At 68.3% G+C, this 26,878-nt stretch carries 25 protein-coding genes and 1 pseudogene; 18 read left to right on the plus strand and 8 right to left on the minus strand.

What is annotated here, in order from left to right:
- From AC1D1G_RS11760 to AC1D1G_RS11770, 3 genes are all read right to left on the minus strand, one after another.
- Positions 1-360: MaoC/PaaZ C-terminal domain-containing protein (locus AC1D1G_RS11760; protein ID WP_477952239.1), on the minus strand; the 360-nt coding region annotated here is incomplete at its 3' end.
- Complete coding sequence (locus AC1D1G_RS11765; protein WP_477952240.1) at positions 357-812, minus strand: MaoC family dehydratase N-terminal domain-containing protein; 456 nt, start codon at positions 810-812, stop codon at positions 357-359. The genes AC1D1G_RS11765 and AC1D1G_RS11760, both read right to left, overlap by 4 nt.
- A 1-nt stretch (position 813) precedes the next feature.
- On the minus strand, positions 814-2,001 hold the full coding sequence (locus AC1D1G_RS11770; protein WP_283332267.1) for a lipid-transfer protein: 1,188 nt from the start codon (positions 1,999-2,001) through the stop codon (positions 814-816).
- 269 nt (positions 2,002-2,270) lie between these two features.
- Here AC1D1G_RS11770 and AC1D1G_RS11775 point away from each other — a divergent pair, with 269 nt between their 5' ends.
- The 16 genes from AC1D1G_RS11775 to AC1D1G_RS11850 all read left to right on the plus strand — a co-directional run bounded on the left by AC1D1G_RS11775 (position 2,271) and on the right by AC1D1G_RS11850 (position 20,563).
- Positions 2,271-3,590 (plus strand): MFS transporter, encoded by a 1,320-nt coding sequence (locus AC1D1G_RS11775; RefSeq protein WP_477952242.1) that lies wholly within the window; start codon positions 2,271-2,273, stop codon positions 3,588-3,590.
- Between the two features lie 55 nt (positions 3,591-3,645).
- A complete protein-coding gene (locus tag AC1D1G_RS11780) occupies positions 3,646-4,803 on the plus strand; it encodes an acyl-CoA dehydrogenase family protein (protein WP_283332266.1) in 1,158 nt (385 codons plus the stop codon).
- A gap of 45 nt (positions 4,804-4,848) precedes the next feature.
- The gene (locus tag AC1D1G_RS11785) at positions 4,849-6,018 is read left to right on the plus strand and encodes an acyl-CoA dehydrogenase family protein (protein WP_283351166.1); all 1,170 of its coding nucleotides are present in this window, start codon (positions 4,849-4,851) and stop codon (positions 6,016-6,018) included.
- A 50-nt stretch (positions 6,019-6,068) separates the two neighbouring features.
- Positions 6,069-7,163, plus strand: a complete 1,095-nt coding sequence (locus AC1D1G_RS11790; RefSeq protein ID WP_477952243.1) for a CaiB/BaiF CoA transferase family protein — start codon at positions 6,069-6,071, stop codon at positions 7,161-7,163.
- Between the two features lies 1 nt (position 7,164).
- Entirely contained in the window at positions 7,165-8,076 is a 912-nt protein-coding gene (locus tag AC1D1G_RS11795; RefSeq protein ID WP_317568629.1) for an acyl-CoA thioesterase domain-containing protein, read from the plus strand.
- A 137-nt stretch (positions 8,077-8,213) separates the two neighbouring features.
- A complete protein-coding gene (locus AC1D1G_RS11800) occupies positions 8,214-8,966 on the plus strand; it encodes a TauD/TfdA family dioxygenase (protein WP_317568630.1) in 753 nt (250 codons plus the stop codon).
- Positions 8,963-9,973, plus strand: coding sequence for an AurF N-oxygenase family protein (locus AC1D1G_RS11805; RefSeq protein ID WP_283351168.1), 1,011 nt, complete (start codon positions 8,963-8,965; stop codon positions 9,971-9,973). Before AC1D1G_RS11800 ends, AC1D1G_RS11805 begins: the two co-directional genes overlap by 4 nt.
- Positions 9,970-11,292, plus strand: a complete 1,323-nt coding sequence (locus AC1D1G_RS11810) for a KamA family radical SAM protein (protein WP_477952244.1) — start codon at positions 9,970-9,972, stop codon at positions 11,290-11,292. Before AC1D1G_RS11805 ends, AC1D1G_RS11810 begins: the two co-directional genes overlap by 4 nt.
- Entirely contained in the window at positions 11,289-12,779 is a 1,491-nt protein-coding gene (locus AC1D1G_RS11815) for a GNAT family N-acetyltransferase (protein ID WP_477952246.1), read from the plus strand. Before AC1D1G_RS11810 ends, AC1D1G_RS11815 begins: the two co-directional genes overlap by 4 nt.
- A complete protein-coding gene (locus AC1D1G_RS11820; protein WP_477952247.1) occupies positions 12,776-13,852 on the plus strand; it encodes an Ldh family oxidoreductase in 1,077 nt (358 codons plus the stop codon). The genes AC1D1G_RS11815 and AC1D1G_RS11820 overlap by 4 nt, the downstream gene beginning before the upstream one ends.
- Positions 13,849-15,075 carry an ATP-grasp domain-containing protein gene (locus AC1D1G_RS11825; protein WP_477952248.1) on the plus strand — a complete coding sequence of 409 codons (1,227 nt, stop codon included), beginning with the start codon at positions 13,849-13,851 and terminating at the stop codon, positions 15,073-15,075. The genes AC1D1G_RS11820 and AC1D1G_RS11825 overlap by 4 nt, the downstream gene beginning before the upstream one ends.
- Positions 15,072-16,337 carry a GNAT family N-acetyltransferase gene (locus AC1D1G_RS11830; RefSeq protein ID WP_477952249.1) on the plus strand — a complete coding sequence of 422 codons (1,266 nt, stop codon included), beginning with the start codon at positions 15,072-15,074 and terminating at the stop codon, positions 16,335-16,337. Before AC1D1G_RS11825 ends, AC1D1G_RS11830 begins: the two co-directional genes overlap by 4 nt.
- A complete protein-coding gene (locus AC1D1G_RS11835) occupies positions 16,328-17,248 on the plus strand; it encodes a branched-chain amino acid transaminase (RefSeq protein ID WP_317568635.1) in 921 nt (306 codons plus the stop codon). Before AC1D1G_RS11830 ends, AC1D1G_RS11835 begins: the two co-directional genes overlap by 10 nt.
- A complete protein-coding gene (locus AC1D1G_RS11840; protein WP_317568636.1) occupies positions 17,245-17,994 on the plus strand; it encodes a hypothetical protein in 750 nt (249 codons plus the stop codon). Before AC1D1G_RS11835 ends, AC1D1G_RS11840 begins: the two co-directional genes overlap by 4 nt.
- Positions 17,991-19,310, plus strand: a complete 1,320-nt coding sequence (locus AC1D1G_RS11845) for an MFS transporter (RefSeq protein WP_477952250.1) — start codon at positions 17,991-17,993, stop codon at positions 19,308-19,310. The genes AC1D1G_RS11840 and AC1D1G_RS11845 overlap by 4 nt, the downstream gene beginning before the upstream one ends.
- The gene (locus AC1D1G_RS11850; protein WP_317568638.1) at positions 19,307-20,563 is read left to right on the plus strand and encodes an ATP-grasp domain-containing protein; all 1,257 of its coding nucleotides are present in this window, start codon (positions 19,307-19,309) and stop codon (positions 20,561-20,563) included. Before AC1D1G_RS11845 ends, AC1D1G_RS11850 begins: the two co-directional genes overlap by 4 nt.
- 22 nt (positions 20,564-20,585) lie before the next feature.
- On the opposite strand, the gene AC1D1G_RS11855 is transcribed toward AC1D1G_RS11850, so the two are convergent.
- The 3 genes from AC1D1G_RS11855 to AC1D1G_RS11865 all read right to left on the minus strand — a co-directional run bounded on the left by AC1D1G_RS11855 (position 20,586) and on the right by AC1D1G_RS11865 (position 22,956).
- On the minus strand, positions 20,586-21,989 hold the full coding sequence (locus AC1D1G_RS11855) for a WS/DGAT/MGAT family O-acyltransferase (protein WP_477952252.1): 1,404 nt from the start codon (positions 21,987-21,989) through the stop codon (positions 20,586-20,588).
- Between the two features lie 233 nt (positions 21,990-22,222).
- Positions 22,223-22,594, minus strand: coding sequence for a hypothetical protein (locus tag AC1D1G_RS11860; protein ID WP_317568639.1), 372 nt, complete (start codon positions 22,592-22,594; stop codon positions 22,223-22,225).
- A gap of 86 nt (positions 22,595-22,680) precedes the next feature.
- Entirely contained in the window at positions 22,681-22,956 is a 276-nt protein-coding gene (locus AC1D1G_RS11865; protein ID WP_317568640.1) for a hypothetical protein, read from the minus strand.
- A 386-nt stretch (positions 22,957-23,342) separates the two neighbouring features.
- Between AC1D1G_RS11865 and AC1D1G_RS11870 the strand changes: the two genes are divergently transcribed.
- Positions 23,343-23,819 carry an SRPBCC family protein gene (locus AC1D1G_RS11870; RefSeq protein ID WP_317568641.1) on the plus strand — a complete coding sequence of 159 codons (477 nt, stop codon included), beginning with the start codon at positions 23,343-23,345 and terminating at the stop codon, positions 23,817-23,819.
- Between the two features lie 24 nt (positions 23,820-23,843).
- On the opposite strand, the gene AC1D1G_RS11875 is transcribed toward AC1D1G_RS11870, so the two are convergent.
- Together AC1D1G_RS11875 and AC1D1G_RS11880 are read right to left on the minus strand one after the other, a co-directional pair.
- Positions 23,844-24,386 carry a hypothetical protein gene (locus AC1D1G_RS11875; protein WP_043789763.1) on the minus strand — a complete coding sequence of 181 codons (543 nt, stop codon included), beginning with the start codon at positions 24,384-24,386 and terminating at the stop codon, positions 23,844-23,846.
- A gap of 324 nt (positions 24,387-24,710) precedes the next feature.
- Entirely contained in the window at positions 24,711-25,709 is a 999-nt protein-coding gene (locus tag AC1D1G_RS11880; RefSeq protein WP_477952255.1) for an SDR family oxidoreductase, read from the minus strand.
- Positions 25,710-25,854: 145 nt separating this feature from the next.
- Between AC1D1G_RS11880 and AC1D1G_RS11885 the strand changes: the two are divergent.
- Positions 25,855-26,711: pseudogene (locus AC1D1G_RS11885) on the plus strand (helix-turn-helix transcriptional regulator).
- Positions 26,712-26,878 lie beyond the last annotated feature (167 nt).

Genomic DNA, 26,878 nt, shown 5'->3' on the forward strand with positions numbered 1-26,878 from the left:
GCCGCGGAGGGTGACCGTTCCGTCGGCGAGGGTGACGGTGAGGTCCAGATGGGCCAGGCCGTCCTCGACCTTGGTCACGGTTCCGGTGCACGTCGGCTTCGCGTGCAGCGGGGTGATGGCGGCGAATCGTACGCCGTAGGAGCAGAGTCGTTCCTGGGGAACGTAATTGGTCAGCAGTCGGCCGAGGTAGGCCATCGACAGCATGCCGTGGGCGAACACGTCGTCCATGCCACCGGAGCGCGCGACGTCGAGATCGATGTGCATCGGATTGTGGTCACCGGAGGCGCCGGCGTAGAGCGCGAGCGTGGTGCGGCTGATGCCGGCGAGCTGCAATTCCGGGAGGGAGTCGCCTGTTTTCATTTTTCCGCCTTCGGGTTCCGGACGACGAGGGTGTTGGTGAGGCGGGCGATCGGCTCACCGTCGCGGGTGACGTCGACCGTTCGGACGAGGAAGTCCAACGCTCCGTTCTTCTTCGAGTACACGTCGGTGACGGTGCCGTTGTAGGCCAGCGTGTCGCCGGCGTAGGCCGGCGAGTGGTATTTGAACGCCTGCTCGCCGTGCAGCACGTACCGCATGTCGATCCCGAGTTCGCGGATGAGGGCGAACGGGTCCGGCTTCTCCATGTCCAGGCAGAACAGGAAGGTCGGCGGCACGAGTACATCGCGGTGCCCGGCCGCCTTGGCGGCCTCGGTGTCGAAGTAGATCGGGTTGGTCTCGCCGATGGCCTGCGCGAAGAAGCGCAGACGTCCGCGCTCGACGACCACTTCGTGACCGGGGATCACCTTGCCGATGACGGCCGGATCGAGTGCCACGTCAGCCCACCTTCTTGAAGATGCTGACCACACACGCGCCGCCGAGCCCCAAGTTGTGCTGCAGGGCGATCCGCGCGCCCTCCACCTGACGCGCCCCCGCCTGACCGCGAAGTTGCCACACGAGTTCGGCGCACTGGGCCAGTCCGGTGGCGCCGAGCGGGTGCCCCTTGGAGAGCAGACCACCCGACGGGTTGGTGACCACCCGGCCGCCGTAGGTGTTGTCGCCGTCGAGGATGAACTTCTCGGCGGTGCCCTCGGGGGTCAGACCCAGTCCCTCGTAGGTGATGAGCTCGTTGGCGGAGAAGCAGTCGTGCAGTTCGACGACCTGTACGTCCTCGGGGCCGATGCCCGCGGCCTCGTAGACCTGGGCGGCGGCCGCTGCGGTCATGTCGTAGCCGACCACCTTCATCATGTCCCGGTCCTCGAACGTGCTGGCGGTGTCGGTCGTGAGGGCCTGCGCCTCGATCACCACGTCCGCCGCCAGCCCGTGCTTGCGGGCGAACTCTTCGCTGCACACCACTGCCGCTGCGGCGCCGCAGGTCGGTGGGCAGCACTGGTATCTGGTCAAGGGGCCGAAGATGTGCGGCGACTCGAGCACCTGCTCCTCCGTGAGCAGGTCGCGGAAGACGGCATTGGGGTTGTTGGCCGCGTGCTTGCGGGCCTTGACCGAGATCTTCGCGAACGTCTCCGGCTTCGTGCCGTACTTCTGCATGTGGGAAACGCCCGCGCCGCCGAACAGCTGGGCCGCGTGCGGGGACGTCTCGTCGACGCCCTGAATCTCCGTCATCAGGTCGTCGAATCGGAACATCGGCGCCGGGCGGTCGTCCCAGACCCGCTTGAGCGCACCGGGTTTCATCTGCTCGAACCCGACGGCCAGAGCGCACTCGACGGCACCACTGGCGACGGCCTGGCGGGCCAGGTACAGCGCCGACGAGCCGGTGGCGCAGTTGTTGTTGACGTTGAAGACGGGGATTCCGGTCAGCCCGAGTCCGTACAGAGCGGCCTGACCGGCCGTGGAGTCGCCGTACACGTACCCCGCGTAGGCCTGCTGAACGAGGGAGTACTCGATCCCGGCATCACGCAATGCTGCGCGGGCAGCCGTCTCGCCCATGACGTTGTAGTTCTCGCTCTTGCCGGGCTTGGTGAACGGGATCATCCCGACTCCGGCGACGTGGACCTTGCGAGTCATATCTGACCCCTCTCTGATCGAATCAATATTTACTTAACACGACCGGGCGGATTCTGTCCACCACGCTCTTCCCGCCGTCTTGCAGCTGATTTCGTAGCTCAAAGGCGTGATCGCGAGAAGTGTTCGACGTCTTTCAGTGAACTATTGCCCTTTGTTGCCGGATGATGATTTACTTTTTCGAACCGGGGTGGTTCGCGTCACAGTTCGCTCCGAGTCCCCGCGTCTCCGCGCCGCGCAGCCGTCGCCATTGCCCGAAAGGATCGATGAGAATGACATCGAGCAAGCAGGACGTTCCCCCCGTTGTGTCACCCGAAGTAGGAGGGGAGTCCCGCGTGCGGGCCTGGGGCCTCACCGGAATTCTGGTGCTGTTGGTCGTCGTCAACTGGGCCGACAAGGCCGTCTTCGGGCTGGTTGCCCAGCCGCTGGCCAAAGAGTTCGGTCTGACCTCCGCCCAGATCGGGCTCGTAGGCAGTGCATTTTTCCTGGCATTCACCGTTGGCGGCTTCTTTGCCGGGGTGTTGCACAAGTGGATGTCGTTGCGCTGGCTGCTACTGCTGTTGTGCCTGGCCTGGGCGGCGTCGATGGTGCCGCTGGTGGTCGTTGCCGGCTTCACGATGCTGTTGATCAGCCGGATGGCGCTGGGATTCTTCGAGGGGCCGTCGGGGGCGCTGATCCATACCGGCGCCTACTCCTGGCATCCCGTAGAGAAGCGTGGGCTGCCCGGCGCTTTCCTGGCTTCCGGTGCGTCGATCGCCAAGATTCTGATCGCCCCACTGATGGCCCTGGCCGTCGCGAACTGGGGGTGGCGATCCACGTTCCTCATCCTCGCCATGGTCAGCGTGGTCTGGTCCGTCGTGTGGCTCGTGACCTGGCAAGGAGGGCCCTACGGCAAGCGCCCCGTCAAGAAGGCCGCCGCGAACTTCGACACCGCTGCGCCGACCGCCGACCCCAAGGTGCCATGGTCCCGGATCCTCCGGACACCGACTTTTCTCGGCGCGCTCGCCGCAGTCTTCACCATGTACGCTCTCGTCACCGTCGTGCTGACGTGGTTGCCGTCCTACTTCGAGGTCGGCCTGGGCTATTCGCGGGTGCAGGCCGGCACCATGTTCGGGATCCCCAGCATCGCCGGACTGTTCTTCATGTTCCTGTGCACCTCGGTCAGTGACCGGCTGTTGGTGCGCGGCGCCAGTTCCCGGGTGCTGCGCGGCATCGTGCCGGGAATCGCACTGCTGCTGTGCGGCGTCGCACTGATCACCATGCCGTACATCCAGACGCCCATCGTCGCGGTGATGGTCGTCTCGATCGGCTACGGTGTCGGCACCGTCATCATCCCGCTGTTCAATGCCGCGATCTCGGAGATCTGCCCGCCGCAGCAGATGGCAGGCGTGCTGGGCGTGTTCATGGCGATGATGGCCACCGGCGGCCTGATCGCCCCGTACCTCACCGGCGTCATCGTCGACAATGCCGCCACCCCCGCCGGCGGTTACGCCTCGGCCTTCCAGATCTTCGGCATCGCCGCCGTCATCGGCGCGGTGATCGCCCTCCTCACCGTCAACTCCGACCGCGACCGCGCCCGAATCCTCGGCTGACGCGGCCGCATTCCCCAAACCCGTCCACGTTAGTCCGCAGAAAGAAGGAAAAGACATGCAGCGCATCGTGTTCAACCAGGAACATGAAGACTTCCGCAAAGTCATCCGTGACTTCATCGAGTCGCAGGTCACGCCGAACTTCGCCGACTGGGAGCGCGAGGGCATGGTGCCGCGCGACTTCTACCGTCAGCTCGGCAAGCTGGGCGTGCTCGGAATGACCGTACCCGAGTCCTACGGTGGAGCCGGTGAGACCAGCTTCAAGTACCAGGCGGTGCTCTCCGAGGAGACCGCCCGCGCCGCAGTCAGTTTCGGTGCATTCGGCGTGCACACCGGCCTGGTGCTGCCCTACTTGCTCACCTACGGCACCGAGGAGCAGAAGCAGCGCTGGCTGCCCGGGTTCGTCAGCGGGGACATGATGACCGCCATCGCGATGACCGAGCCGGGCACCGGCTCGGACCTCGCCGGCATCAAGACCACCGCCCGGCTGTCGGAGGACCGCACCCACTACATCCTCAACGGCGCCAAGACCTTCATCACCGGAGGCGTTCAAGCCGACCGCGTCCTCGTCGTCTGCCGCACCTCCCCGGCCACCGAGGAGAACCGCCGCGCCGGCCTCAGCATCCTCGCCGTGGACACCACGAGCGAGGGCTACGAGGTGGGTCGCAAGCTCGAGAAGATCGGCATGCGCACCTCCGACACCGCCGAGCTTTCCTTCACTGACGTGCGGGTGCCTGTCGAGGATCTGCTCGGCGAAGAGGGCGCGGCGTTCGGCTACCTGGCCAACAACCTTCCGCAGGAGCGCCTTATGATCGCGGTCACCACAACCGCCGCCGCCACCGGCGCCATCACGTTCGCCTCCGACTACGTGCGTGACCGCAAGGTGTTCGGCAAGCCCGTCGCCGACTTCCAGAACACCAAATTCGTCATCGCCGAATGCATCGCCAAGGTGGAGGCCGCGCAGGCCATGGTGGACCGGGCCATCGAGCTACACGAGACCGGCGACCTGAGCGTCGCCGATGCCGCCAAGGCGAAGCTGTTCTGCACCGAGAACGCCGGCGAGATCATCGACAAGTGCCTGCAGCTGCACGGCGGATACGGCTACATGCTCGAATACCCCATCGCCCGGCTGTACGCGGACACCCGCGTCTCGCGGATCTACGGCGGCACCAACGAGGTCATGAAGACGATCATCGCCAAGTCGGCCGGTTTCTGACCCAGTCCCGCAGGAGCTTTCACCCTCACGAACAGGAGCATTCACGTGATCGATCCCCGGGTCCGCACCCTCGACTTCGAGACGTACCGGCAGGTGATTCGCGACTTCACCGACGACGAACTGATCCCGCGGGAGCATGAGATGGTCGCCGCCGGTGCGGTGCCCCCGGACCTCGTCCGACGGATGAGCGAGCTCGGTCTGTTCGGCATCACCCTGCCCACCAGCGTCGGCGGCCTCGGGTGGACCGTCGAGCAGCAGGTGCTCCTGACGTTCGAGTTCACCCGATCCTCGGCGGTGTACCGGTCGCGGTTCTCGACGAGCATCGGGCTGGCCGCGCAGATCCTGCTCGAATACGGCACCGACGCGCAGCGCGAGAGGTACCTCCCCGCGATGGCGGCCGGGGAGTGCGTGATGGCCTTCGCGCTCACCGAGGAGTACGCCGGGAGCGACGCGTCCGCGGTACGGACCACCGCGACCCGGACGCGTGGCGGCTACGTCATCGACGGGGAGAAGCGCTACATCACCAACGGCGGGTGGGCGGACGTGCTGGTGGTGTTCGCCCGCACCGAGGACGGCGGTGTCTCGTCGTTCCTGGTGGATCGGGACACTCCCGGCGTGCAGACCCGGTTGCCCGAGTTGATGAACGGTCACGCCGAGGGGCCCGTCGCCGAGGTCAGTCTGCGTGGGGTGCGAGTAGACGCAGACCGGCTGATCGGAGGGGTGGAAGGCCTGGGAATGACGCACGCCATGCGCGGGATCAACCAGGCCCGCACCCACGTCGCGGCCACCGCCGTCGGTCAGGCCACGCGCTTGCTCACCGAGGCCGTGCGGCACGCCGGTGAGCGGGAGCAATTCGGGCAACCCCTGGCCGAGTTCGGCGCCGTCCAGGCCATGCTCGGTCGCAGCTACGCAGAGCTCGAGGCGGGACGGTCGATGATCCTGGATTGCGCCCGCGAATTCGACGCCGGCACCCCGCCGCGGCATCGCATTTCGGCGGCGAAACTCTATTGCACCGAGATGGCATCCGTCGTGGCCGACCGGGCGGTCCAGGTGCTCGGCGGAGCCGGCATCGTGGGCGAACACCCGGTGCCGCGCATGTGGCGTGACGTGCGGGCGCTGCGCATCTACGAGGGTGCCTCGCAGATCCACGAGCGCAACCTCGCTCGGGCACTGCCCACCCTGCTGTCCACCACGCAACCCGCTCGAGTCGGCTGAACATTCAGCGTCACAACATGTTCCATCGCCCAGAAGTAGAGGGAGAATTCATGGCGACCACCCCCTGCACCGGACCACTCACCGGTGTCCGCATTGTCGAACTCGCCGGCATCGGTCCCGGCCCGCACGCTGCGACGTTGCTCACCGACCTCGGCGCCGACGTGGTCCGYGTACAGCGCGCCGGCCTGCTSCCGACAGCCGGGCAGCCCCGCGACCAGACCCACCGCGGCCGCCGCGTCGTGGAAGCGAATCTCAAAGACCCCGCCGACATCGAACTCGTCCTCGGCCTCGTCGAGCGGGCAGACGTGCTCATCGAAGGCTTCCGCCCCGGCGTCACCSAGCGCCTGGGWCTGGGCCCGGACGTCGCACTGGCGCACAACCCGCGCCTGATCTACGGCCGGATGACCGGCTGGGGGCAGGAAGGTCCACTCGCCCAGACGGCCGGCCACGACATCAACTACATCTCGCTGACCGGTGTGCTGCACGCGATCGGCAGGAAGGGCGAGCGCCCGGTGCCGCCGCTGAACATGGTCGGCGACTTCGGCGGCGGCTCGATGTTCCTCGTGTTCGGCATCCTCGCCGCGCTGATCGAGCGCCACACGTCGGGCAAGGGTCAGRTCGTCGACRMSGCCATGGTGGACGGCACCCTGGCGTTGTCGCACATGATCTGGAGCTTCCGCGGTATGGGCCGGTGGTCGGACGAGCGCGGGGTGAACATGCTCGACACCGGCGCGCCGTACTACGACACCTACGAAACCGCGGACGGCCGATACATGGCCGTCGGTGCGGTCGAACCACAGTTCTACGCACTGCTGGTKGAGGGTCTGGGACTGGACCCGGYCGATCTACCGGCCCAGAACGAYCGGACCGGCTGGCCGCAGCTGCAGAAACAGTTCGCCGAGGTGTTCCTCACCAAGACCCGCGACGAATGGGCGGCGATCTTCGACGGCACCGACGCCTGCACCACMCCGGTGCTGACCTTCGCCGAGGCACCCCAGAACCCGCACATCGCCGCGCGCGGATCCCTCGTCGAACTGGACCGGGTCACCCAGCACCGGCCCGCGCCGCGATTCTCCCGCAGCGAGCCCGGGCTACCCGGCCCCCCGGCCACCGAAGCGGTCGACGCCGCCACGCTGTGGAACTGAAGTGACAGCCGACGCGCAGCTCGACGCGGAACAGGCGACAGCCAGATCGGCACACACCGCTCAACCGTTCTTCGCTCGTGCAGGTTCGGGGTACGAGCCGAGGGCGGCCGCCATCAGCGGATGGGCGGCGGACATGGTGTCCGGTCCGGCGGTGCTGGGTTTGCTTGCCCACGCCATCGAGGGTGAGTACAAGCAGGATGAATTCTTCGCCACCCGAGTGACCGCGGATCTCTTTCGTCCGGTGAGGATGGGTCGGATCGATGTTCGATCACGGATCATCCGGTGGGGAAACCGAATTCGACTTGTCGAAGCGGAATTGATTCAGTCGGATGAAGCCGTGGCCAGGGCCACGGTTGCTTTCTACCGGAAATCGAGGAACGCAGCAGGAGCGCATTGGGTCGACTCCCGCATCCCTCAGCCTCCCTCGCCGGCCGAGCATGTCGGCGAGCGGTTGATCGGCACCAGTGGGGAGAATTCCGACTGGGGGCCGTTGCCGCACGGAGGACCGGCTTGGCGAACCTCTGATCGGAAACGGATCTGGACGACAGGGTGGTCGGTGATCGCAGGAGAAGCGACCACCCCCTTCGTGCGTGCAGCAATGATCGCCGACTTGACCAATTTGGTAACCAACATGGGCACCGAGGGCATCGGATACATCAACGGTGACGTCACGCTGGCGCTGACCAGACTGCCGGAGGGGATCGAACTCGGACTGGAAGCCGACAGCCACCGCGCGTGCGACGGAGTCGCGGTGGGCTCGGCAACCATGTTCGACCGCGACGGCCCTCTGGGGATCTGCACCGTTTCCGCCATCGAGAACGACCGCAGAACGCTACAGCGACCACCGCTCGTTCCGGCGGCGCAATCTCACCCGCACCCTGTTGTTACAGCCCCGGCAGTTCGTTCCGGGTGACGTTTTGGCTCCCCTAGGGTGCCTGGTGTGCGTGGCGGCACGACCACATTCTTGAAACCGATCACGACGATCCCGGTCTCGAACGACCGGTATCACGGGGTACGTATCCCAGTCGGGTTTTCGGAATGGAGGAATGGATGTCGCCGAATTGTCATGTCGTTTCTGCGGGTGTGGGAACGGTGGAAGGCCGTGTCGACCGGTCCCGGCTGGAGGAGGATGGCTACGTCGTCGTCCACGACGTGCCCGACCGCACCGCTGCAGCGGAAGTGGTTGGCTCCCTGGGTGATCTGGTCCCGCAATACAACGGTCTGCTCACCCACGAGGTGACGTACCGTCCCGGCAACGATCATCGGGCGTACTCGCAGAGCGCGAACACGATTCTGGCGCATACCGAGGCCCCGGGCTGGAATCCCAGCCCGGCGTACCTGGCGCTGTTCTGCCACCGGCAGGCGCGCTGCGGCGGCGGCCACACCGATCTGCTCGACATCCGGCGGCTCGTCGACGCCCTGGAACCGGCCGAGCTCACCTTGATGACGGACGCCGAACTGACCTTCCCGGGCCCGGACGGGGGTGTACGCACCGCGATGCTGGGCGCGGACGACACCGGCCGCACCGCCCTGCGCTTCAGCTACAACCTGCTCACCGCGGCCGACTACGACCCACACCACGACTCCGACGTCGACGACACTCGGCTGCCGCTCGGCCTGGCCGGTCGCAGGTTGGCGCATCGCGTCAGCGACCTGTTCCACGAACTGCGCACCCGCGTGCTGATTCCCGAGAATGCGCTGCTCATCTGGGACAACCAGCGCATGCTGCACGCGCGCTCGGAGTACGCCGACCGCGCCCGTCACCTCACCCGTTTCTGGGCCGGCGACCGGACCCGCGCATGATCATCGACGACCTGCAGTGCTCCGACGCCGACGGCCTGGTCCACCTCCCCGGGCTGCCGTCGTTCGACCCCGCCGACGAAGCCGAGAACGCCGTCATCAGCCGCCTCGCCGGCAACTGGCACCGACGGTCGACGGTGAAGCGCGACGAGCCCGACCTCGACGAGTTGTTCGACGCCGGCCGGGCCGACTACCCCGAGGGCATCGTGCCGTTCCGCGACCATCCGACGTGGCAGGCGATGCCCGACGCGCTGCGGTCGCGGCTGCTGAGCTGGGCCTGGATCGCGTACAACCGGCACACGGTGCTCGCCGAGCAACGCGTCGCCAACCCGGCGTTCGCGCTCGTCATGGACGGGGAGTTCCCCGGTCTCGGCGGCCAGGACATGGATATCGCCCTCGCCCAGGCCATGGTCGACGAGCAGTACCACACCCTGATGCACATCAACGCGAGTGCGCTGACCAGACGTAAACGAGGGAACCCGTTCCCCGACAGCGCGTTACCCGAATCCCACACCTCACGGGCACACCGTCGGCTGCGGGCCCGTGCCGCCGAACGCTGGCAGCGCAGCCTGACCACGCTGGCCTTCGCCACGGTGTCCGAGATCTCGATCAACGCGTATCTCGATCTGCTCGCCGACGATCATGACATCCAGGTGGTCAACTCCACCACCGCAAAGCTGCACAACCGGGACGAGTACTGCCACGCATCCATTTCCGACGAGATGGCGAAGCTGGTGTACGACATGCTGGACCCCGTCAAACGCCGATTCTTCCTGGACATGCTGGTCGCCGGACTGGACGCGTTCGTCGCCACGGACTACTCGACGTGGGAGGCGATCTTCCGGATCGAGAAGGTCACCGGATGGGAGAAGATGCTCGCCGACGTGCGGGCCGAGAAGTCCGGTTCGCGGCTCGTGCGCGACTACAGCGGTCTGTATTCGCTGATGTCGGACATGAATGTTCTGGGCGAAGTCGACTTCGATTGGGGTCTGGCGGTGACGGACAAATGACCGTGCTCGATATCGACACCCGCACAGCCCTCGCTCCGCGATCGATCAGCGGCGACCGGCTCCGCAAGCTCGTCGCCGAACGAACCGGCGACCCGACCCTGGGGCACGAGGCCCACGTGGTCTCCCAGGTGCTGCCGTTCAAGGTCAGCCGCTACGTCGTCGACGAACTGATCGACTGGGGCCGTGCGCCGGACGACCCGATCTACCGGCTGACCTTCCCGCACCGCGACATGCTCGAGCCCGAGCACTTCGCGCTGATCGAACAGGCTGTGGCGCAGGGAGATCGGGGCACCGTCCGGCAGGCCGTCGACACGGTCCGGGCGGCGCTGAACCCGCATCCCGGCGACCAGCTGAGCATGAACGTTCCGCAGCACAACGACATCGACGGTTCGGGCATGCAGCACAAGTACGCCGAGACCCTGCTGGTGTTCCCCCGCCAGGGGCAGACCTGCCACAGCTATTGTGGCTACTGCTTCCGCTGGGCCCAGTTCGTGGACACCCCGGACCTGAAGATGGCCATGTCCGGGCCGGAGGCGATGACCCGGTACCTCGACCTGCACCCCGGTATCACCGACGTGCTGTTGACCGGCGGCGACCCACTGGTCATGCGGACCGAGTTGCTGGCCTCGTATCTGCAGCCGCTACTCGAACCGGGGCGAGAACACGTCGAGACGATCCGGATCGGCACGAAGGCCGTCTCGTTCTGGCCGTACCGGCTGTTGGCCGGGCCGGAAGCCGACGACCTGTTGCGGTTGCTCGAGCGGCTGACCGCCGCCGGGAAACACGTCGCGATGATGCTGCACCTGTCGCACGTCGCGGAACTGCAGACCGATGCCGCCCGGACGGCGCTGGCCCGGCTGGCGTCGACCGGCGCGGTGCTCCGCGCTCAGGCGCCGGTGGTGCGTCACGTCAACGACGACCCGCGCACGTGGGCCGACCTCTGGCAGGCGCAGGTCCGCAACCGGGTCGTGCCGTACTACATGTTCGTCGAGCGGGACACCGGTGCGCGACCGTATTTCGGTCTGCCACTGGCGCGAGCGGTCGACATCTACCGCGAAGCGCTGCAACGGGTCTCCGGACTCGGGCGGACCGCGCGGGGTCCGGTGATGTCGGCGTCGCCGGGGAAGGTCGTGGTCGACGGCGTCGTCGATCTCGACGGCGGACGTGCGTTCGCGCTGCGGTTCCTGCAGGCACGCCGGCCCGACCTGGTCGGCAAACCGTTCTTCGCGAAATACGACGAGCACGCGCAGTGGTGGGACGACCTCCGCCCGCACGGCCCGCGCGACCGCGAGTTCTTCGGCGTCGGAGGCACCGCGTGAAGGTCACCGCGCACGAGATCAGCTTGACGCAACGGCATCTGTGGCGCTCTGCCCGAGAAGCGATTCCGGTGCAGCGGGGCCTGGTGGTGGAGGTGGAGCAGGACGGTGTCGCCGGGTTCGGCGAGGCATCCGCGTTCATGACCGACCACTACAACTCGGGCCTGGACCGGATGCACGCGGATCTGCGGCGGATTGCGGCGTTACTGATCGACCTCGGTCCCGACGACCCGTTCGCCGTGTGGCGAGCCCTGTCCGCGGAGCTTCCCGATTCGCCGTTCGTCCTGGCCGCCCTCGACACCGCGGTGCACGACCTGCGGGCACGGCTGCTCGGTGTGCCGCTGTGGCAGTCCCTCGGGCTGGGACGCCCRCAGGAGTTGCGCTCCAGCTTCAGCATCGGGCTCGAYGAGACCGAGGTGATGGTCCGCAAACTCCGCGAGCGACCCGGGTGGTCGGCGTACAAGATCAAGCTCGCCGATCCGGGCGACCTCACCGTCGTCAAGGAACTCCGCTGCCATACGACCGCGCCGTTCTCCCTGGACGGCAACTGCGGGTGGGAGCTGTCCCGGCTGCTCCCCGTCCTGCCCGGCCTGCAGGAACTCGGCGTGCAGCTGATCGAGCAGCCGTTTCCGCGCTCGGCGTGGCGCGATGCCCGGATCCTGAAGGAGCGCAGCCCGATCCCGGTGATCGCGGACGAGAGCATCGCGTCGCCGCAAGACCTGGACGCCTGCACCGACGCGTTCGACGGCATCAACGTGAAGCCGATGAAGGCCGGAGGCATCACCCCGTCGCTCGCGCTGCTGCGCCGGGCGCGTGAACGCGGTCTGATCACGATGCTCGGGTGCATGCCCGAATCCGCGGCCGGGGTGTCGGCCACAGCCCATCTCGGGGGATTGGCCGACCACCTGGATGTCGACGCAGTCGATCTTCTGGCGGTGAACACCGGCCGTGGACTGACACTCGACGGCGCCGGCCGCGTCAGCCTGCCGGATCGTCCCGGTTCCGGTTACCTTCCCGATCCGGCCGCCCACGGCTGGCGGGTGCGGCCGGTGTCCGCCGCCGACGTGCGACCGATCCGCCACACTGTGCTCCGGCCCGGTCAACCGGCCGAGACCTGCGTCTACCCCGAGGACGCGCACGCCGGCACCCGGCACTTCGCCACCCTCGTCGCGGGGCGCCCCGTCGGCGTGGCCTCGCTGTACCACGAGGATCCCCCCGAAACGCACGCCGTGCCAAATCTTCTCCCCGGCCGGGGGCGGCGCCTCCGCGGTATGGCCACCCTCGAGGAGGTCCGCGGTACCGGTGCGGGGACCACACTCCTGCGCACCGTACTCACGAACGCCACGCTGGCCGGCGCCGGCGCGGTCTGGTGCAACGCCCGCACCACCGCCGCCGGCTTCTACGTCAAGCAGGGCTTCCGGATTCTGGGCCCGGAATTCGACATCCCGGGCATCGGGCCCCACGTCTTCATGCATTGGAGTACTTCATGATCCACCAGACACCGAACACTGGTTCGCTGATCGACGAGCAGGAGGCCCGCTGGCTCGCCTCGATCGCACTCGTCGAGGCCGGAGTGCCCGAGGACGACGCCGATCAGGTGGCTGCCGCGCTCGTCGACACGTCCCTGCGCGGCATCGACACCCACGGTCTGCGGCTGCTGCCGCAATACCTGGACGAACTCGCGACCGGCGTCGCGAATGCGGCGGCGTGCCCGACCGTGGTCCGGGACCGTGGGGCCGGACTGCTGCTGGACGCGGACGGCGCACTCGGCGTGCTCGCCGGACTCGCCGCCGCCCGCCTCGCAGCCGACCGGGCCAAGGCCTTCGGCGTCGCGGCGGTGGGCGTGCGCAATTCCAACCACTTCGGCGCGGCGTCGGTGTACACCCGGCACCTGGCCGGGCAGGGGATGATCGGCATCGCCGTCACGTCCGCCGCCTCCCGGGTCGCTCCGTACGGCGGGGTCGAACCGCTGTTCGGCACCAACCCGATCAGCGTGGCCGCGGGCACGGGGGACGACGGGCTCGCCCTCGACATGGCCACCAGTCAGGTGTGTTTCGGTGAGGTGAAGCACCGCCGGGCCGAGGGGCGACCACTGGGCAGCGGCTGGGCCACCGACCGCGACGGGCAGCCCACCGCRGAGCCCGGCGAGGCGTACGCCCTGTCGCCCCTCGGCGGCTACAAGGGACAGGGCCTGGCAATGGCGGTCACTCTGCTGGGGGCCGTGTTGACCGGGTCGCCGCCCGACTGGCAGCTCGAGCAAGTGGGTGAGGGAACGCCCGGTCGAAGCCGGGGGGTCGGCCATTTCGTCCTCGCCCTCGATCCCGGAGCGTTCAGCGGGCATGCGCACTTCGCGGCCGGGCTGGCAGACCTGCTCGGCACCGTCCGCGGATCAACGCCCGCCACCGGGACACCGGTGGTGGCCCCGGGCGATCCGCAACGCGCCCACGAGCGCGAACGGCGGGTCCGGGGAATACCGCTCGACCCCCGGACCGCGGAGGTTTTCGCCACGCTCGAAACAACTTTCGACGTATTGACCGTGACGAGAAAGGAGGCTTCTCGATGATTCTCGTACTGATCAGCCCGCGCGCCGCCGGGCTGCCCTTCGCCCAGTGGCTGCCGGAGATGCGCGGACGGTTGGGGGCGGTCTGCGCCGAGGGATCGGATCCGGGTGAGGGATTCGCCGAGATCGTCACGGTCACCGACTACCACGACGACGACGCCGTGCTGGCCGCCGCTCGGGAACTCGCCGGACGACACCGGCCGACCGCGGTCTTCGCGCTGGCCGAGGTGGACGTGGAGCGGGCCGCCGGACTGCGCGGCGAACTCGGCCTCCCCGGCCTGGACACCGCCACGGCGGGGGCCTACCGCGACAAGATCCTGATGAAGGAATTGGCGCAGGCCGCAGGGCTTCTCGTCCCGGCCTTCGCCCCCGTGCGCGGCCCGGCGGACATCGTCGACTTCATGGCCGAGAACCCGGGTCGCGTCGTCGTCAAACCGCGCAGCGGTTCCGGCTCCACCGGCGTGTACGTGCTCGATTCGCCGGAGCAGGCAGCCCGACTCGCCGACATCGTCACGGCGACACCGTACGAAGTCGAGGAATTCGTCGACGGTGCGGTGCACCACGTGGACGCGTTCCGCGTGGCCGGAGACCCGGTGGCCGCCATCGCATCCCGCTACACCGGTCAGGGGTGCCTCGAGCACTGGACCGACGCCCCGTTCGGCTCCCGCTCGGTCGACACCACCGACCCGGTCTGCGCACGCCTGGTGGACGAGACCTGGCGGCTCGTCGATGCACTCCGCTCGCCGCCCACCGTCTGCGTGCACGCCGAGTTCTTCGTCACCGCCGACGGCGACATCGTGCTCTGCGAAGTGGCCGCACGGATCGGCGGCGGACCGATCCCGACGATGCTCCGCCACGTCCTGGGCATCGACCCCCGGCATCTCTGGGCGCGGGTGGAATGCGGGCTGCCGACCGACCTGGACGCGGTCCGGGACCGGGTGGCGATCGCCCCGCACGCAGCGTTCTACGGCGTGCCGCCACGCCGGGGCCGGGTGCTGCGACTGCCGGACACTCCGCCGGGCGTGCATGACTTCACGCTGAACACCCACGTCGGCGACGACTGGACCCCTGCCCGGTACAACGAGCGCAAGTCGGCGGACTTCCTCGCCTACTGGGTGGTGACCGACCCCGATTTCACGGCGCTGGGCAATCGGCTGATCGCCACCGGAGAACAGGTCAGCGCCGGATTCGATTGGGACCGTGCCGAAAGCGAGGGCGCAGCATGACCGCCACCCATGTCGACGGGATCACCGGCCACGTCCTGCCCCGCGGCGCCCGCCCCACCGCCGCCGACTTCGCGGGCATCGCCGACCCGGACATCATCTGGGAGGACGCGCGGTGGTGGCGATTCACCGAACGCACCGACCTGCACGAGGTGCGTTACCTCGAGGTGCGCGCGGACGGCCGCACCGTCGCGGTCGCGCCGCTGCTGTTCACGGCGCGGCCAGAGGGCCTGCTCTTCTACGATCCGCCCCGGCTGGCGGGAACCGCAGGGCCGATGGCCGAACCGGAGTTGCTCGATCACCCCGATCGGCTGCGCTGGGCCGAGCTGACCGCGGCGCTGTCCGGTGCCCGCGAGGATCAGTACCCGTCGCTGGCGCTCGCGACGTTCGGAAACCACCACGGTGTCGCGCACGCGCCCGGCCGTTCCCGCGATCAGCGCCGCGCGGTCATGGCGGCCCTGCCCGGCCTGCTCCACCAGGCCGGCGACGAACTCGGCTGCCGCAGTACGGCATTGCTGTACGTCGGGTGTCCTGACGCCGACGATGTGGACGGGTCCGCCACCCGCACCGGGTACACGGCGGCCCTGCTGGGCGCCGAGGGTGTGCAGGACCTGAGCGGACACACCTGGGCGGAATACGTCGCGAGCCTGAGCAAGCGCCGGCGCGTCCGGCTCCGCAAGGAGGTCGCGGACTACACCGCCGCCGGCCTGCGTACGGTGGTCCGCTGGGGTGGCGAGGCGATCGACGACGAGGTCGTCGCCCTCCAGGTCGCGCACCGGGCCAAGTACGGACTGCCCGGCGGCGAGGACCGGGTCCGACGCGATTTCGACGCCGTCCGTGAAGAATTGGGCGATTCATGTGTGGTGCTCGGTGCCGAACTCGACGGTCGGCTCGTGGGATTCGTGCTCTACCTCCGCACCCCCGACGCGTTGTTCGCCAGGACCGCGGGCTTCGCCCCGGGGATTCGTGGCTGCTACCTGACCCTGACCTACCACGAGACCGCGCGGTGGGCGGTGGAGCACGGCATCCGTCGCGTCCACTACGGACTCGCCGCCTACGAGGCCAAGATCGCCCGCGGATGCGAACTGCGACCCCGCTGGGGCTGGTTCGCCTTCCGCGGTGAAGGCGCCGACAAGTATCGAGAGGCTCTGACACTGCAGTCGCGCAGCATCGAGCGGCGGCTGGACCAGGTCGGCGCACCGGCAGTCCCTGTCCCGTCCCGGCGGCCCGCCGCCACCGAACCGAAAGCAGAACAATGGAACTGATCCCGACCGGCACCGTCTGGATGGACGGTGAATTCGTTGCCTGGGACCAGGCGCAGGTCCACGTGCTGACACCGAGTCTGCACTACGGATGGGGTGTCTACGAGGGCATCCGGGCCTACGCGACCGACCGCGGTCCGGCCGTGTTCCGGCTGCGCGACCACCTGCGACGGCTGCACGACTCGGCGCGGGTGTACCTGATGGACCCCGGGTGGTCGGTGGACGAGCTCACCGAGATCTCGCTCGAACTGCTGCGCCGGACGGGCCTGGACTCCGGCTATCTGCGACCGATCGTCTACCTCGGCTACGGCTCGATGGGTGTCGCGCCCGCGCTGGACACTGCCCGGGTGGCGATCGCGGCGTGGCCGTGGGGTTCGTACCTCGGCGCAACCGCGGACCAGGAGGGCTGCCGACTCGTCGTCAGCAGCTGGCAACGAAACGGTGTCCACTCGGTCCCACCGCTCGCCAAAGCGACGGGAGCCTATGTCAATTCGGCTCTGGCCAAGGTCGGGGCGCTGCGCGCCGGTTACGACGACGCGCTGATGCTCACCTCCACCGGGCACGTGGCCGAAGCGTCCGCCGCGAACATCTTCGCCGTCCGCGACGGTGAGCTGATCACCCCGCCGGTCGGCGACAACATCCTGCCCGGTCTCACCCGCGACACCGTGATCACGCTCGCCCGCGACCTGGGGATCACGGTGAGGGAGCAGAGCCTGACCCGCAGCGAGCTCTACGTCGCCGACGAGGCGTTTCTCACCGGCACGGCCGCCGAGGTGGTCCCGGTGGCGTCGGTCGACGACCGGCCGGTGGCGGCGGGCGGGTGCGGCCCGATCACCAAACAGTTGCGTGACGTCTTCCACGACGTGGTCCGCGGGCGTGAGCCCACCTACCGGCACTGGCTGGAGTTCGCATGAGCACGCGTCTACTGTCTTCGGCAGTACCGGATCGGGTCGCGGCGATCTGGGATGCCGAGGGTCTCGGCATCCTGGAAGGTGCCGTCACCGGATTCGCCAGCGCGGCATACCTGCTCGACGGCAGCGCGTGGGCGAATGCGCGTCGCGAGGAGATCGCCGACCGGGTCGTCGACGTGATGGCCGCCCGGGCGTGGCAGGCCCTCCCGGAGCAGTCGCACGGCCGCGCCCGGAGAGTGGCCCGGCGCTGCATCGCCTACTCCCTTGCCGCGGACACCACCCGCGCCGACGGGAGCGGCACCGCCCGGTCCGACTGCTGGACCCTGACCACCCATGCGTTGGAACTGCTGACGATTCGCGAACACTTCGACGCGGCCGCCCACCGGGCCAGGGAGCTTCTCGGAGCGGCCCCCCAGGGCAGGTTGCTCGCGGCCTGGCAGATGGTGGACGACGCGCTCGGTGCCCTGGACAGAACCCGCCACGAATGGGTGGGGGCAGACCCCGCGACCGTCGCCGCCGCCGGGTGGGTGCTCGTCGACCGGATGAGCCGGCTCCTCATCGCGGCGGCGCTGGTCGCGCAGTCCGCGTCGGCCGCGTCGGCTCAGGACGCCGAACTACTCGTCAACGCGGCCCGGCGGTACGCCTGGAACCACCTGCGGCGTCCGGCGCCCGAGGCGGCGACACCCACCCACGTGCAGCGGTCGGCCGATCTGGTGCACGCCTTCCTGACGCCGGGGAGCATCCCGTGAACGCCCGCCTGCGACGGCTGGGTGATGCGCTGCTCCCCGACAGCCCGGCCGGTCGCACGCTCGCCGTCGGCGCCGGCATCGACTCGCTGGGCACCGGGATGTTCTTCGCGTCCTTCGCCCTGTACTTCATCGGCGTCGTCGGTCTCCCCGCGAACCAGATCGCCCTGGCCACCACGACAGCGGGTGCGCTCGCCCTGCTCGCCCCGGTGCCCCTCGGCAGGCTGGCCGACCGGGTGGGACCGGGCCGGTTCTATGTGGCCCTCCTGCTGGTGCGCGGTATCGGTTACGGATGCTTCGCGCTCGTATCCGACTTCACCGGCTACCTGGTGCTCACCGTGCTGCTCACCGCGGCCGACCGGGCGAGCAGCCCGATCCAGCAGGCCGTCGTGACGGCGGTGATAGGTGGCCACGACCGGACCCGGACGATGGCCACCATCCGCGCCATCCGGAACGTGGGTCTCAATGCGGGGTTCCTGCTGGCGGGCGTCGTCTTCGTGACCGGCACCTCCGCCGCGTTCACGGCGCTGTTCCTGGGCAACGGAATCTCCTTCGTGGTCATCGCGTTCGCCGTCCGGTTCGTACTCCGGAGGACGGGAACGGTGGTGCAACGTAAGGCTCTCCCGGCTGATCCCGGGCCGGCCGGAACCGCGGTGCGCTCGCCGTTCCGCGACTGGTGGTTCATGGTCTTCACGGTCGGCAACGGTGTGCTGTCGCTGTACGACACTGTGCTGATCGTTCTGCTCCCGATCTGGGTCATCGAGTACACGTCGGTGCCGCTCGCGTGGGTGCCGGTGCTCATGGCGGTCAACACCGTGCTGACGGTGGTCCTGCAGGTCTACGTCGCCCGGTTCGCCGACGGCACGTCCGCGGCGGCGCGACTCCTGACGTGGACCGGGGCGCTGATGGCCTTCTGCTGCGGTGCACTCGCCGTCGGCCAGATGGCCGACACCGGTCCGGCGATCGCCGCCGTCGTCGTTGCGGTGGTGGCACTGTCGATCGCCGAGAACATCCACTCCGTGGCCGCCTGGGAACTGTCGGCCGAACTGTCCCCGCAGCCCGCCGTGGCCCGCTATCTCGGCGCGTTCAGCCTCGGCATGACGGGCCAGAAGGTGCTCGGCCCCGCCGTTCTGGTCGTCGTCCTGTTGCCGGCCGGTCTCCTGGCGTGGCCCGTCCTGGCCGGGACGTTCGGTGCCGCGGCACTGGTCTCCCGGACGGCGGCGCGTCGCAGTCTCGCGGAACGCGCACGGACGAAGGAACTCCCGGCCGGCGACCATCCTGCACTGTCTCCCTTCTCGATACTCGAGGTGAAGAAATGACCGAACACGTCCTCGTCGTCGGCAGCGGCCGCGACCTCCCGGGCCGGGTCCGCGATGCCCTCCCCGGCACCCAGACCTCGGTGATCTGCCGACTGGAATTCGTCGCCAAGCTTCGCCGTCTGGCCGAGCATTCGCGGGTCATCGCCGTGCGGCACGACGCGCCGGACGAGGAGTGGATCGCCTTGGCCGCGGCCGCGCATGCGCAGCATCCGTTCACCCGGATCGCCACGTTCGGTGAACGCGACCAGGACCGCTGCGCCGCGATCGGGGAGGCCCTCGGCCTGTCCACCCACTCGCGCCGCACGGTGACGTCGGTCCACGACAAGAACGCCATGCGCGCCGCGCTTCGCGAATCCGGCGTCGACGCCACCGCCTCCGCCGTCGTCGCCGACGTGGAGGCGTTGCGTTCCTTCGCGTTCGAACACGGCTTTCCCTGCGTGGTCAAACCGGTGTGCGGCGCGGGCAGCGCCGGGGTGGCCGTGGTTCGGGAGGAGAGCGCACTGGCCGCGGCGTTCGCACGCGCCGGGGGCGACTTCGACGGCCTGACCACCAGCGGGGTGCTCGTGGAGCGGTTCCACGAGGGCCCGCAATTCAGCGTGGAGGCCTTCTCGGAATGCGGCGAACACCAGATCGTGGCCGTCACCCGCAAGTACTCCGACCCGGCGACCTTCGTCGAACTCGGGCACGTGGCACCGGCAGCCCTCTCCGCGGCGCAGGAAGAACGGATCCATACGTACGTGACGAGTGTGCTCGATGCCGTCGGCGTGGAGTTCGGTGCAACCCACACCGAGATCGTGCTCACCCCGACCGGTCCCCGGGTGATCGAAACCCATGTGCGGATGGGCGGCGACGAGATACCGTCCCTGGCCCTCGATGCCACCGGCGTGGACCTCGCCGAATGCGTCGTGCGGCAGACCGTCGGGGAGAAGGTCCTTCCCGGGATCCGGGCCGTCCTCGCCGAGGAGCGGCCGGCTCGCTGTTCCGCGATCTGGTTCGCCGCCGCACCGGTCGCGGGTGTTCTCACCGATGTCAGCGGCGTCGACGACGCCCGGAACGTCGACGGCGTGACCGACGTGCAACTCCTGGTCCGCCCGGGCGGCGCGGTCAACGTCCTGGAGTCGTCCGATTCGCGTGTCGCATGCGCACGCGCGGTCGGGGACACCGCCGAGCAGGCGCTCGACGCCGCCCGGGAGGCCGTGTCACGCCTCGAATTTCAGGTGCGCGTGGCCGCCGCGAGCACGGTGACGGTGTGATCGCGCAGATGCTCCGCCGAGGTCACAGTCCGACGGCGGTCTCGAGGAGATCGAGTTCGGCGTCGAGCTGATCGAGCATGGGGTGCAGATCCGGGACGGTGCGGCGGCAACCGGTGAGGCCGAAGACGATCTGGTCGTCGCTGCTGGTGCACGTGATGTTGAGTGCCTGCCCGGTGGTGGGGATGGAGAGCGGGTAGAGGGATTCGAGCCGGGCCCCGTTCCAGTACAACGGGGTTCGGGGGCCGGCGACGTTGGAGATGACGACGTTGAACGGTGGCCGCAGCGGGCCGCGGCGGCCGAGGAACATCTCGACTCCGAGCGGGGCGGCGCCGAGGGCGCTCATCGCGAGCACCTGGGCGGGACTCATCGCCTGGAGGGCCGCCTTGCCCTCGTTCATGCAGTTGCGCACGGTCTCGAGGCGGTGCGCGGGGTCGGGGAGGTGGGTGGCCAGGTTGCACATGAGCACTCCCACCCGATTGCCTCCGGCCCCGGTATTCGGCGCGCGGAGGGAGACGGGGACCATCGCGATCAGCGGATTGTCCGGTAACGCGTCGCGGGTGTGCAGATAGGCACGGAGGGTGCCCGCGCACATCGTCAGCACGATGTCGTTGATGGTGGCGTCGGCGTGCTTGGCCAGCAGGCGGATCCGTTCGAGGGGGAAGGACCGGGCGGYGACGTGCCGGGCTCCGCTGATCGGCACGTTGAACAGGGTGTGCGGTGCGGTCAGCGACACCGCACCACCCTTGCCGTGCAGGGCGCGATCCACGGTGCCGACCGCTGCGGGCAGGAGTCCGGCCACCTCGCCGACCGCGGCGCGGGCGGCGTCCCACGCCATCGCGGGCAGTGCCGAGCCGAGCCCACCCGAAACCGCGACGCCCGCGTCCGGCACGGCCGTCAGCGGGTTGCGGGGTTGCCACGGTGTGGGCATGTTCCGACGATGCGGGTCCTCGCTCATGCTGTCGCGGAGCAGCCTCATCGCGGATGCACCGTCAGCGAGGGCGTGGTGGATCTTGGTGTAGATCGCGTAGCGGCCGTCGGCGAGGCCCTCGATCAGGTGCATCTCCCACAGGGGGCGGCTGCGGTCGAGCAGGGTGCCGTGCAGCCTCGACACCAGGGTCATCAGTTCGGCCATTCCGCCCGGCTGAGGCAGGGCGTCCCGGCGCACGTGGTGTTCCAGGTCGACCTCGTGGTGCGGGAGGGTGTCCCAGCCCCACTGGCCGAGCGACGTCACCGAACGGCGGGCCCGCTTACGGAACGGCACCGCCACCTGGTCACCGATCAGCGCGGCATCGAACATCGCGCGCACATCGGCCGCCGACGCCCCCTCGGGCGGCGTGAACACCGCCAGGCCGCCGACGTGCATCGGATGCTCGCGGGATTCGCCGAGCAGAAACAGTGAATCGGTCGGTGCCATCGGTAACAGCATGTGGTGTCCTTACCGTTCCCGAACCCGGATCCACCTGCGCGGATCCGCTCCCCCCGGAACTGTTGTTCATGTCTGTGTAGTGGTGTCGCAAAGTAACGTTTAGATGTGGTTCATATCACAAACCGGTCTCGCTGTTTATGTTCTACAGCACAGTCACGCTTTCCGCCACATGCACAAATGTCCAACAGGGACGAATGCCGACAGTTCTTCCGCTCCGGGGCTGTCGGCGGCGCTCAGAGTTCGATGTACAGGAAGTTGTCGGCCCAATTCGTTTCGCCGCTCGTCGTCGCGAAGTAGAAGATCCGCTCCGAGAATCCGCAATCGAAGTATTCGGCGATCTTCGATTCGCCGGGGGCGAGCGTGCCGAGGCTTCTGCTCTCGTAAACGAGCGGCGTGTGGACCGTGACTCCGGTGGCGGTCCCGTCGCCCTCGTTCGTGACACGCACGGCGCACGCGTTGACACCCTCGGCGTTCGCTTGCTCTATCACGAGGTCGGGTCCGTCGCCGAGGGAGCCGAACGGAGCGGCGGACGCCGTTGCCGCCCCGGCAGTCATCAGTCCCGCGAGCATGGCTCCCACTGCTGCCGTACGTCGAAAATTGCGCATGGTTGTGCCCTTTCCTTGGTTGTCCGGAATGTCTCGATCGGTACGCTACTGTTCGCCCACCCGCCCGTGGCGTGCACCGGGTGCGCTCACATCGTCGGGGCGGCGTCCCTCGTAGGTGGCGGGGCGCCGTTGCGGATGCGGGCGAGTTCGGACCGGGCAAACGCGACACGGTCGGTGTCCGCGCCGCGGGCACCGGCAAGTTCGTCGGCGGCGTCGAGGACATGTACGGCGCGGGTCCGCTCCATTCGACCGGCTCCGGCCTTGCGGAACGCCTTTCGCGCCTTGCGGTCGCCGCACATCGCCTCGAGTTCGGCGGCGGTCAGCACGCCCCGGGTGACCTCGGGCGCCACGCTCGCGCGCAAGAATTGGCGTTCTGTCGGGCCGTCATCGCGAAGCCTTTGATCGCGACTGCCATGCGATGACGATGACTGCGAACTTCAGCACGAAGAGCAACGTCGTGTGCCCCCGCACCAGAGCACCCATGGAGTCCCACACCCCGTGCAACAGCATCGCGGTCGCTCGATCCTTGTTCCAGTTGTCACGGTCACCATCCCTCGATGGACATTTGTTCAGAACATACGGGCTCGACTCCGGATCCGCGATCCAGACGTCGGCCGGTTCGCGAACTCGATACACGTTGATCTCCGTGTCGCCGGGAAGTCGATCACCCCTCCACAGACCGACTTGCCGCGCGTGCGAAGAGACATGGTGCTCGGGATCTGCGGACGTCTCATGGTTGGATCGAGTTATGACTGAGGAGAACGGAATTCCCACCGTGGTGACCGTCGGCCGCATAATCGCAGCCTCGGCACCGACGGTCTTCGAACTGATTGCCGACCCGGCGCAGCAGCCGCGTTGGGACGGCAACGACAACCTGGCCGAGGCCGCCGCCGGGCAGCGGGTGCGCGCCGTCGGTGACGTGTTCACCATGACGCTCACCAACGGCGGCATCCGCGACAACCACGTGGTGGAATTCGAGGAGGGGCGCCTGATCGCCTGGCTGCCCTCGGTGCAAGGCGATCAGCCGCCGGGTCATCTGTGGCGTTGGGAACTCGACCGAGTCGATGAGGCGAGCGTCCGCGTCACGCATACCTACGACTGGTCGCGATTGACCGACGAGAAACGCCTCGAGCGCGCCCGGGCCACCACGTCGGACATGCTTCTGGCCTCAGTCGACAGGCTTGCCGAACTCGCCGAGGCGAACGGCGAACGGCCCCTCGCCTGACCTGTAGCCGAGGGGCGTCCGAGGTCACCGACCGGGCACGACGGAAATCGTTCCCTGGCAAACGGCGTTCTGCGAATTGACGAACCACCATCCCGCGCCGGTCTGGACGGTCACGGTGAACGCCACCGTCCCGGTTCCCGTCCACGTTCGGTTGATCGGGATGCCGGGCTTCTGCTGCCAGGCCGCCTCATCGCTGACGCTGTGTCCGGTCGCGCCGGTTGTCGTGTTGTGCCAGTCGACCGACACCCGCGTGCCGTACCAGTTGACGCCGATGCTCGGAATGAGACCGCCGGGCGGCGTCGGCAGTTCGTTGCCGCCGCTCAGCAGAATTGCCGGCTCCAGTGCAGACCCACCCGGTCGCAGCGACTCCCCGGACGCGGCGTTGATGGTCCACGTGAACGGCGGTGCCCAGACGAGGGGATTCGCACTCGAGCACGTCATCGTCGTCGATGTCGGTGGCGCGGGCTGAGCACTCGCAACAGCGCCTCCTCCGGTCGCCACCGCGGTTCCCAGTCCGACAGCAGTGAGTGCCGCAGCACAGACCCGTCGTCCCAGCTGCTTGTTCATCAGCGCTCCATTCGTTCGTGACCACGAGAATTGAGACGTCCGTCGCCCCCCATTCCATTTCGGCAGCGGGACAGGATCTGTTACAAATCGTGCAAACTGGACCGCCACTCACGCAGCTGTATTCGGCAACCAGCCGCTGAGTCCCTCAGACCCTCCCTGCGGTATCGGCGACAACCGATACATCGACGGCGGCTACCGACGCAACGAGAATGCCTATCTGGCAGCCGGATACACGTTCGCTCGGGGCGCCCAGGGCCTCGGCGTGTCGTGGAACACCACGAATGACTGTGGCGGCGCGGCTCCCCGAGGGCGACCGCGAGGTGCTCACCGCGGTCGACGGTTGTCAGGGCCTGTCGATCCGAGGCGGGGACGGACGCTGTCGCCGGTCGGGAAGGAGGTGTGGGTGAGGTGCTCGGAGATCTGCCAGATGCGTGTGGCGTCGTCGTCGCTGCGAAGCCGGGAGTAGACGGACTGTTCGGCGGGCGGGCCGGACAGGTGACCGAGACCGCTGGGACCGTACAGGCGGGCGCCGCGTGCGTCCGGTGAGGTGGCGGCCAGCAGGGCCGGAAGCAGTGCGGTCTCTACCGTTCCGACGAGGATGCCGCGGCGGGAGAGTGCGTGGATGAGGCGCCTGCCGGCGGTGTCTCGCGCGCGGCCGACCTCGGGGCGTGCGGCCAGGAGATTGGTGGGCGCTATGCCGGGGTGGGAAAGGTTGCTGGTGATCCCCCAGCCTCCTGCCTGGCTGCGCCGGTCCAGCTCGAGTCCGAACAGGCCGAGCGCGATCTTGGACTGGCTGTACGCGCGCTGGCCGTGGTAGGACCGTTCCCAGTTCAGGTCGTCCCAGTTGATGGCGTGCTGGTTCGCGGCGACACTGATCTGCGAGGTCACATGCGCGTGTCCCGCGCGCAGCAGGGGTAGTAGGTCGGCGACGAGCGCGAAGTGCCCCAGGTAATTGCTGCCGAATTGCAGCTCGAACCCGTCGGTGGTGGTCTGCCGGTCCGGGGGTGTCATCACGCCGGCGTTGTTGACGAGGATGTGGATCGGACGGTTCTCGTCGCGCAGCGTGGCGCCCAGCGCGGCGACCGAGCCCAGCGACGACAGGTCGAGGTCCCGCAGGGACAGGGCCGCTTCCGGGTGCTGCTGCTTGATCTTCGCGACCGCCGCGTCGCCCTTGCGAGGGTTGCGGACTGGCATGACGACCTCGGCGCCGGCGGCGGCGAGGCGCGCCGCCAGGCCCAGTCCGACGCCGTCGCTTGCGCCGGTGACCACGGCGAGTTTCCCGGAGAGGTCGGGGACGGTGATGTCCGGTCGTGTGCGTGTCATGTCCTGCTCCTGTTTTCTCTGCAATGTGGATGTGGTCTCAGGCTGCGCCCGATCCACCGAGACATCCACGGCCTGTCGATCCCAGGCAGCCCTCCGGTACCGAGGGCAGACTGAAACCAGAACTGGAAGCAAGGAGGAAGCAGTCGTGATCGATCGAGCGGGGCTCGCCGAGTTCCTGCGCCGCCGCCGAGAGTCACTTCAACCTGAAGACGTCGGACTCCCGCGTGGGCAACGGCGCAGAACCGCTGGTCTGCGCCGCGAAGAAGTCGCCACGCTCTGCCACATCTCCGCCGACTACTACAGCCGGCTCGAGCGGGAGCGCGGCCCGCACCCGTCCGAGCAGATGATCGCCTCGATCGCGCAGAGGCTGCATCTGTCCCTCGACGAACGCGACCACCTGTTCCGCCTCGCCGGGCACAACCCACCCGCGAGAGGCGCGACCAGCGAACACATCAGTCCCGGCCTGCTCCGCATCTTCGACCGGCTCACCGACACCCCCGCCGAGGTCGTCACCGAGCTCGGCGAGACACTTCGGCAGACCCGCTCGGCGTCGCGCTCACCGGCGACACCACCCGGTACACCGGCCCTGCCCGCAGCATCGGTTACCGGTGGTTCACCGACCCGGCCACCCGCGCGCTCTACCACCCCGACGACCACGCGCTGCACTCCCGCGTCTTCGCCTCCGGACTACGCGCGATGGTCACGCTCCGCGGCCCCAGATCACGGGCCGCTCACCTCATGGAACTGCTGCTCGCCCACAACGAAGAATTCCGCACCGTCTGGAACGAACACGAAATCGGCATCCATTACAACGGCGTCAAACGCTACATGCACCCCGAGGTCGGCGCCCTGGAACTGACCTGCCAGACACTTCTCGACCCCGACCAGTCGCACCTCCTTCTCGTCTACACCGCCATCCCCGGCAGCGAAAGCCACGAAAAACTACAGCTTCTCTCCGTCATCGGACCCCAGCACATCCCGCAGGCGCCCCCGAACGCGTGACCGACCTGACGATCACCGTCGTCCGAGCCCGATTCAAGGGGTGGAACTGCCCGCCAACGCGCCGGCAGTAACGGCCTACGGTGGCTCTCGATGTACAGGGCAGTTGCCCGATGCAGCGCGCGGGGTGTCAGGAGGTCGGCAGTGGAGATCTGGTGTCGAAGACGGCG

The organism is Rhodococcus sp. P3_B8, from assembly GCF_056402775.1.

Bases quoted from the DNA above. Each gene is read 5' to 3' on its own strand.
- AC1D1G_RS11805 (WP_283351168.1), top strand. From the start codon at position 8,963: ATGATCATCGACGACCTGCAGTGCTCCGACGCCGACGGCCTGGTCCAC.
- AC1D1G_RS11850 (WP_317568638.1), top strand. From the start codon at position 19,307: ATGACCGAACACGTCCTCGTCGTCGGCAGCGGCCGCGACCTCCCGGGC.
- AC1D1G_RS11825 (WP_477952248.1), top strand. From the start codon at position 13,849: ATGATTCTCGTACTGATCAGCCCGCGCGCCGCCGGGCTGCCCTTCGCC.
- AC1D1G_RS11810 (WP_477952244.1), top strand. From the start codon at position 9,970: ATGACCGTGCTCGATATCGACACCCGCACAGCCCTCGCTCCGCGATCG.
- AC1D1G_RS11840 (WP_317568636.1), top strand. From the start codon at position 17,245: ATGAGCACGCGTCTACTGTCTTCGGCAGTACCGGATCGGGTCGCGGCG.
- AC1D1G_RS11770 (WP_283332267.1), bottom strand. From the start codon at position 2,001: ATGACTCGCAAGGTCCACGTCGCCGGAGTCGGGATGATCCCGTTCACC.
- AC1D1G_RS11800 (WP_317568630.1), top strand. From the start codon at position 8,214: ATGTCGCCGAATTGTCATGTCGTTTCTGCGGGTGTGGGAACGGTGGAA.
- AC1D1G_RS11780 (WP_283332266.1), top strand. From the start codon at position 3,646: ATGCAGCGCATCGTGTTCAACCAGGAACATGAAGACTTCCGCAAAGTC.
- AC1D1G_RS11880 (WP_477952255.1), bottom strand. From the start codon at position 25,709: ATGACACGCACACGACCGGACATCACCGTCCCCGACCTCTCCGGGAAA.
- AC1D1G_RS11835 (WP_317568635.1), top strand. From the start codon at position 16,328: ATGGAACTGATCCCGACCGGCACCGTCTGGATGGACGGTGAATTCGTT.
- AC1D1G_RS11875 (WP_043789763.1), bottom strand. From the start codon at position 24,386: ATGAACAAGCAGCTGGGACGACGGGTCTGTGCTGCGGCACTCACTGCT.
- AC1D1G_RS11775 (WP_477952242.1), top strand. From the start codon at position 2,271: ATGACATCGAGCAAGCAGGACGTTCCCCCCGTTGTGTCACCCGAAGTA.
- AC1D1G_RS11830 (WP_477952249.1), top strand. From the start codon at position 15,072: ATGACCGCCACCCATGTCGACGGGATCACCGGCCACGTCCTGCCCCGC.
- AC1D1G_RS11870 (WP_317568641.1), top strand. From the start codon at position 23,343: ATGACTGAGGAGAACGGAATTCCCACCGTGGTGACCGTCGGCCGCATA.
- AC1D1G_RS11860 (WP_317568639.1), bottom strand. From the start codon at position 22,594: ATGCGCAATTTTCGACGTACGGCAGCAGTGGGAGCCATGCTCGCGGGA.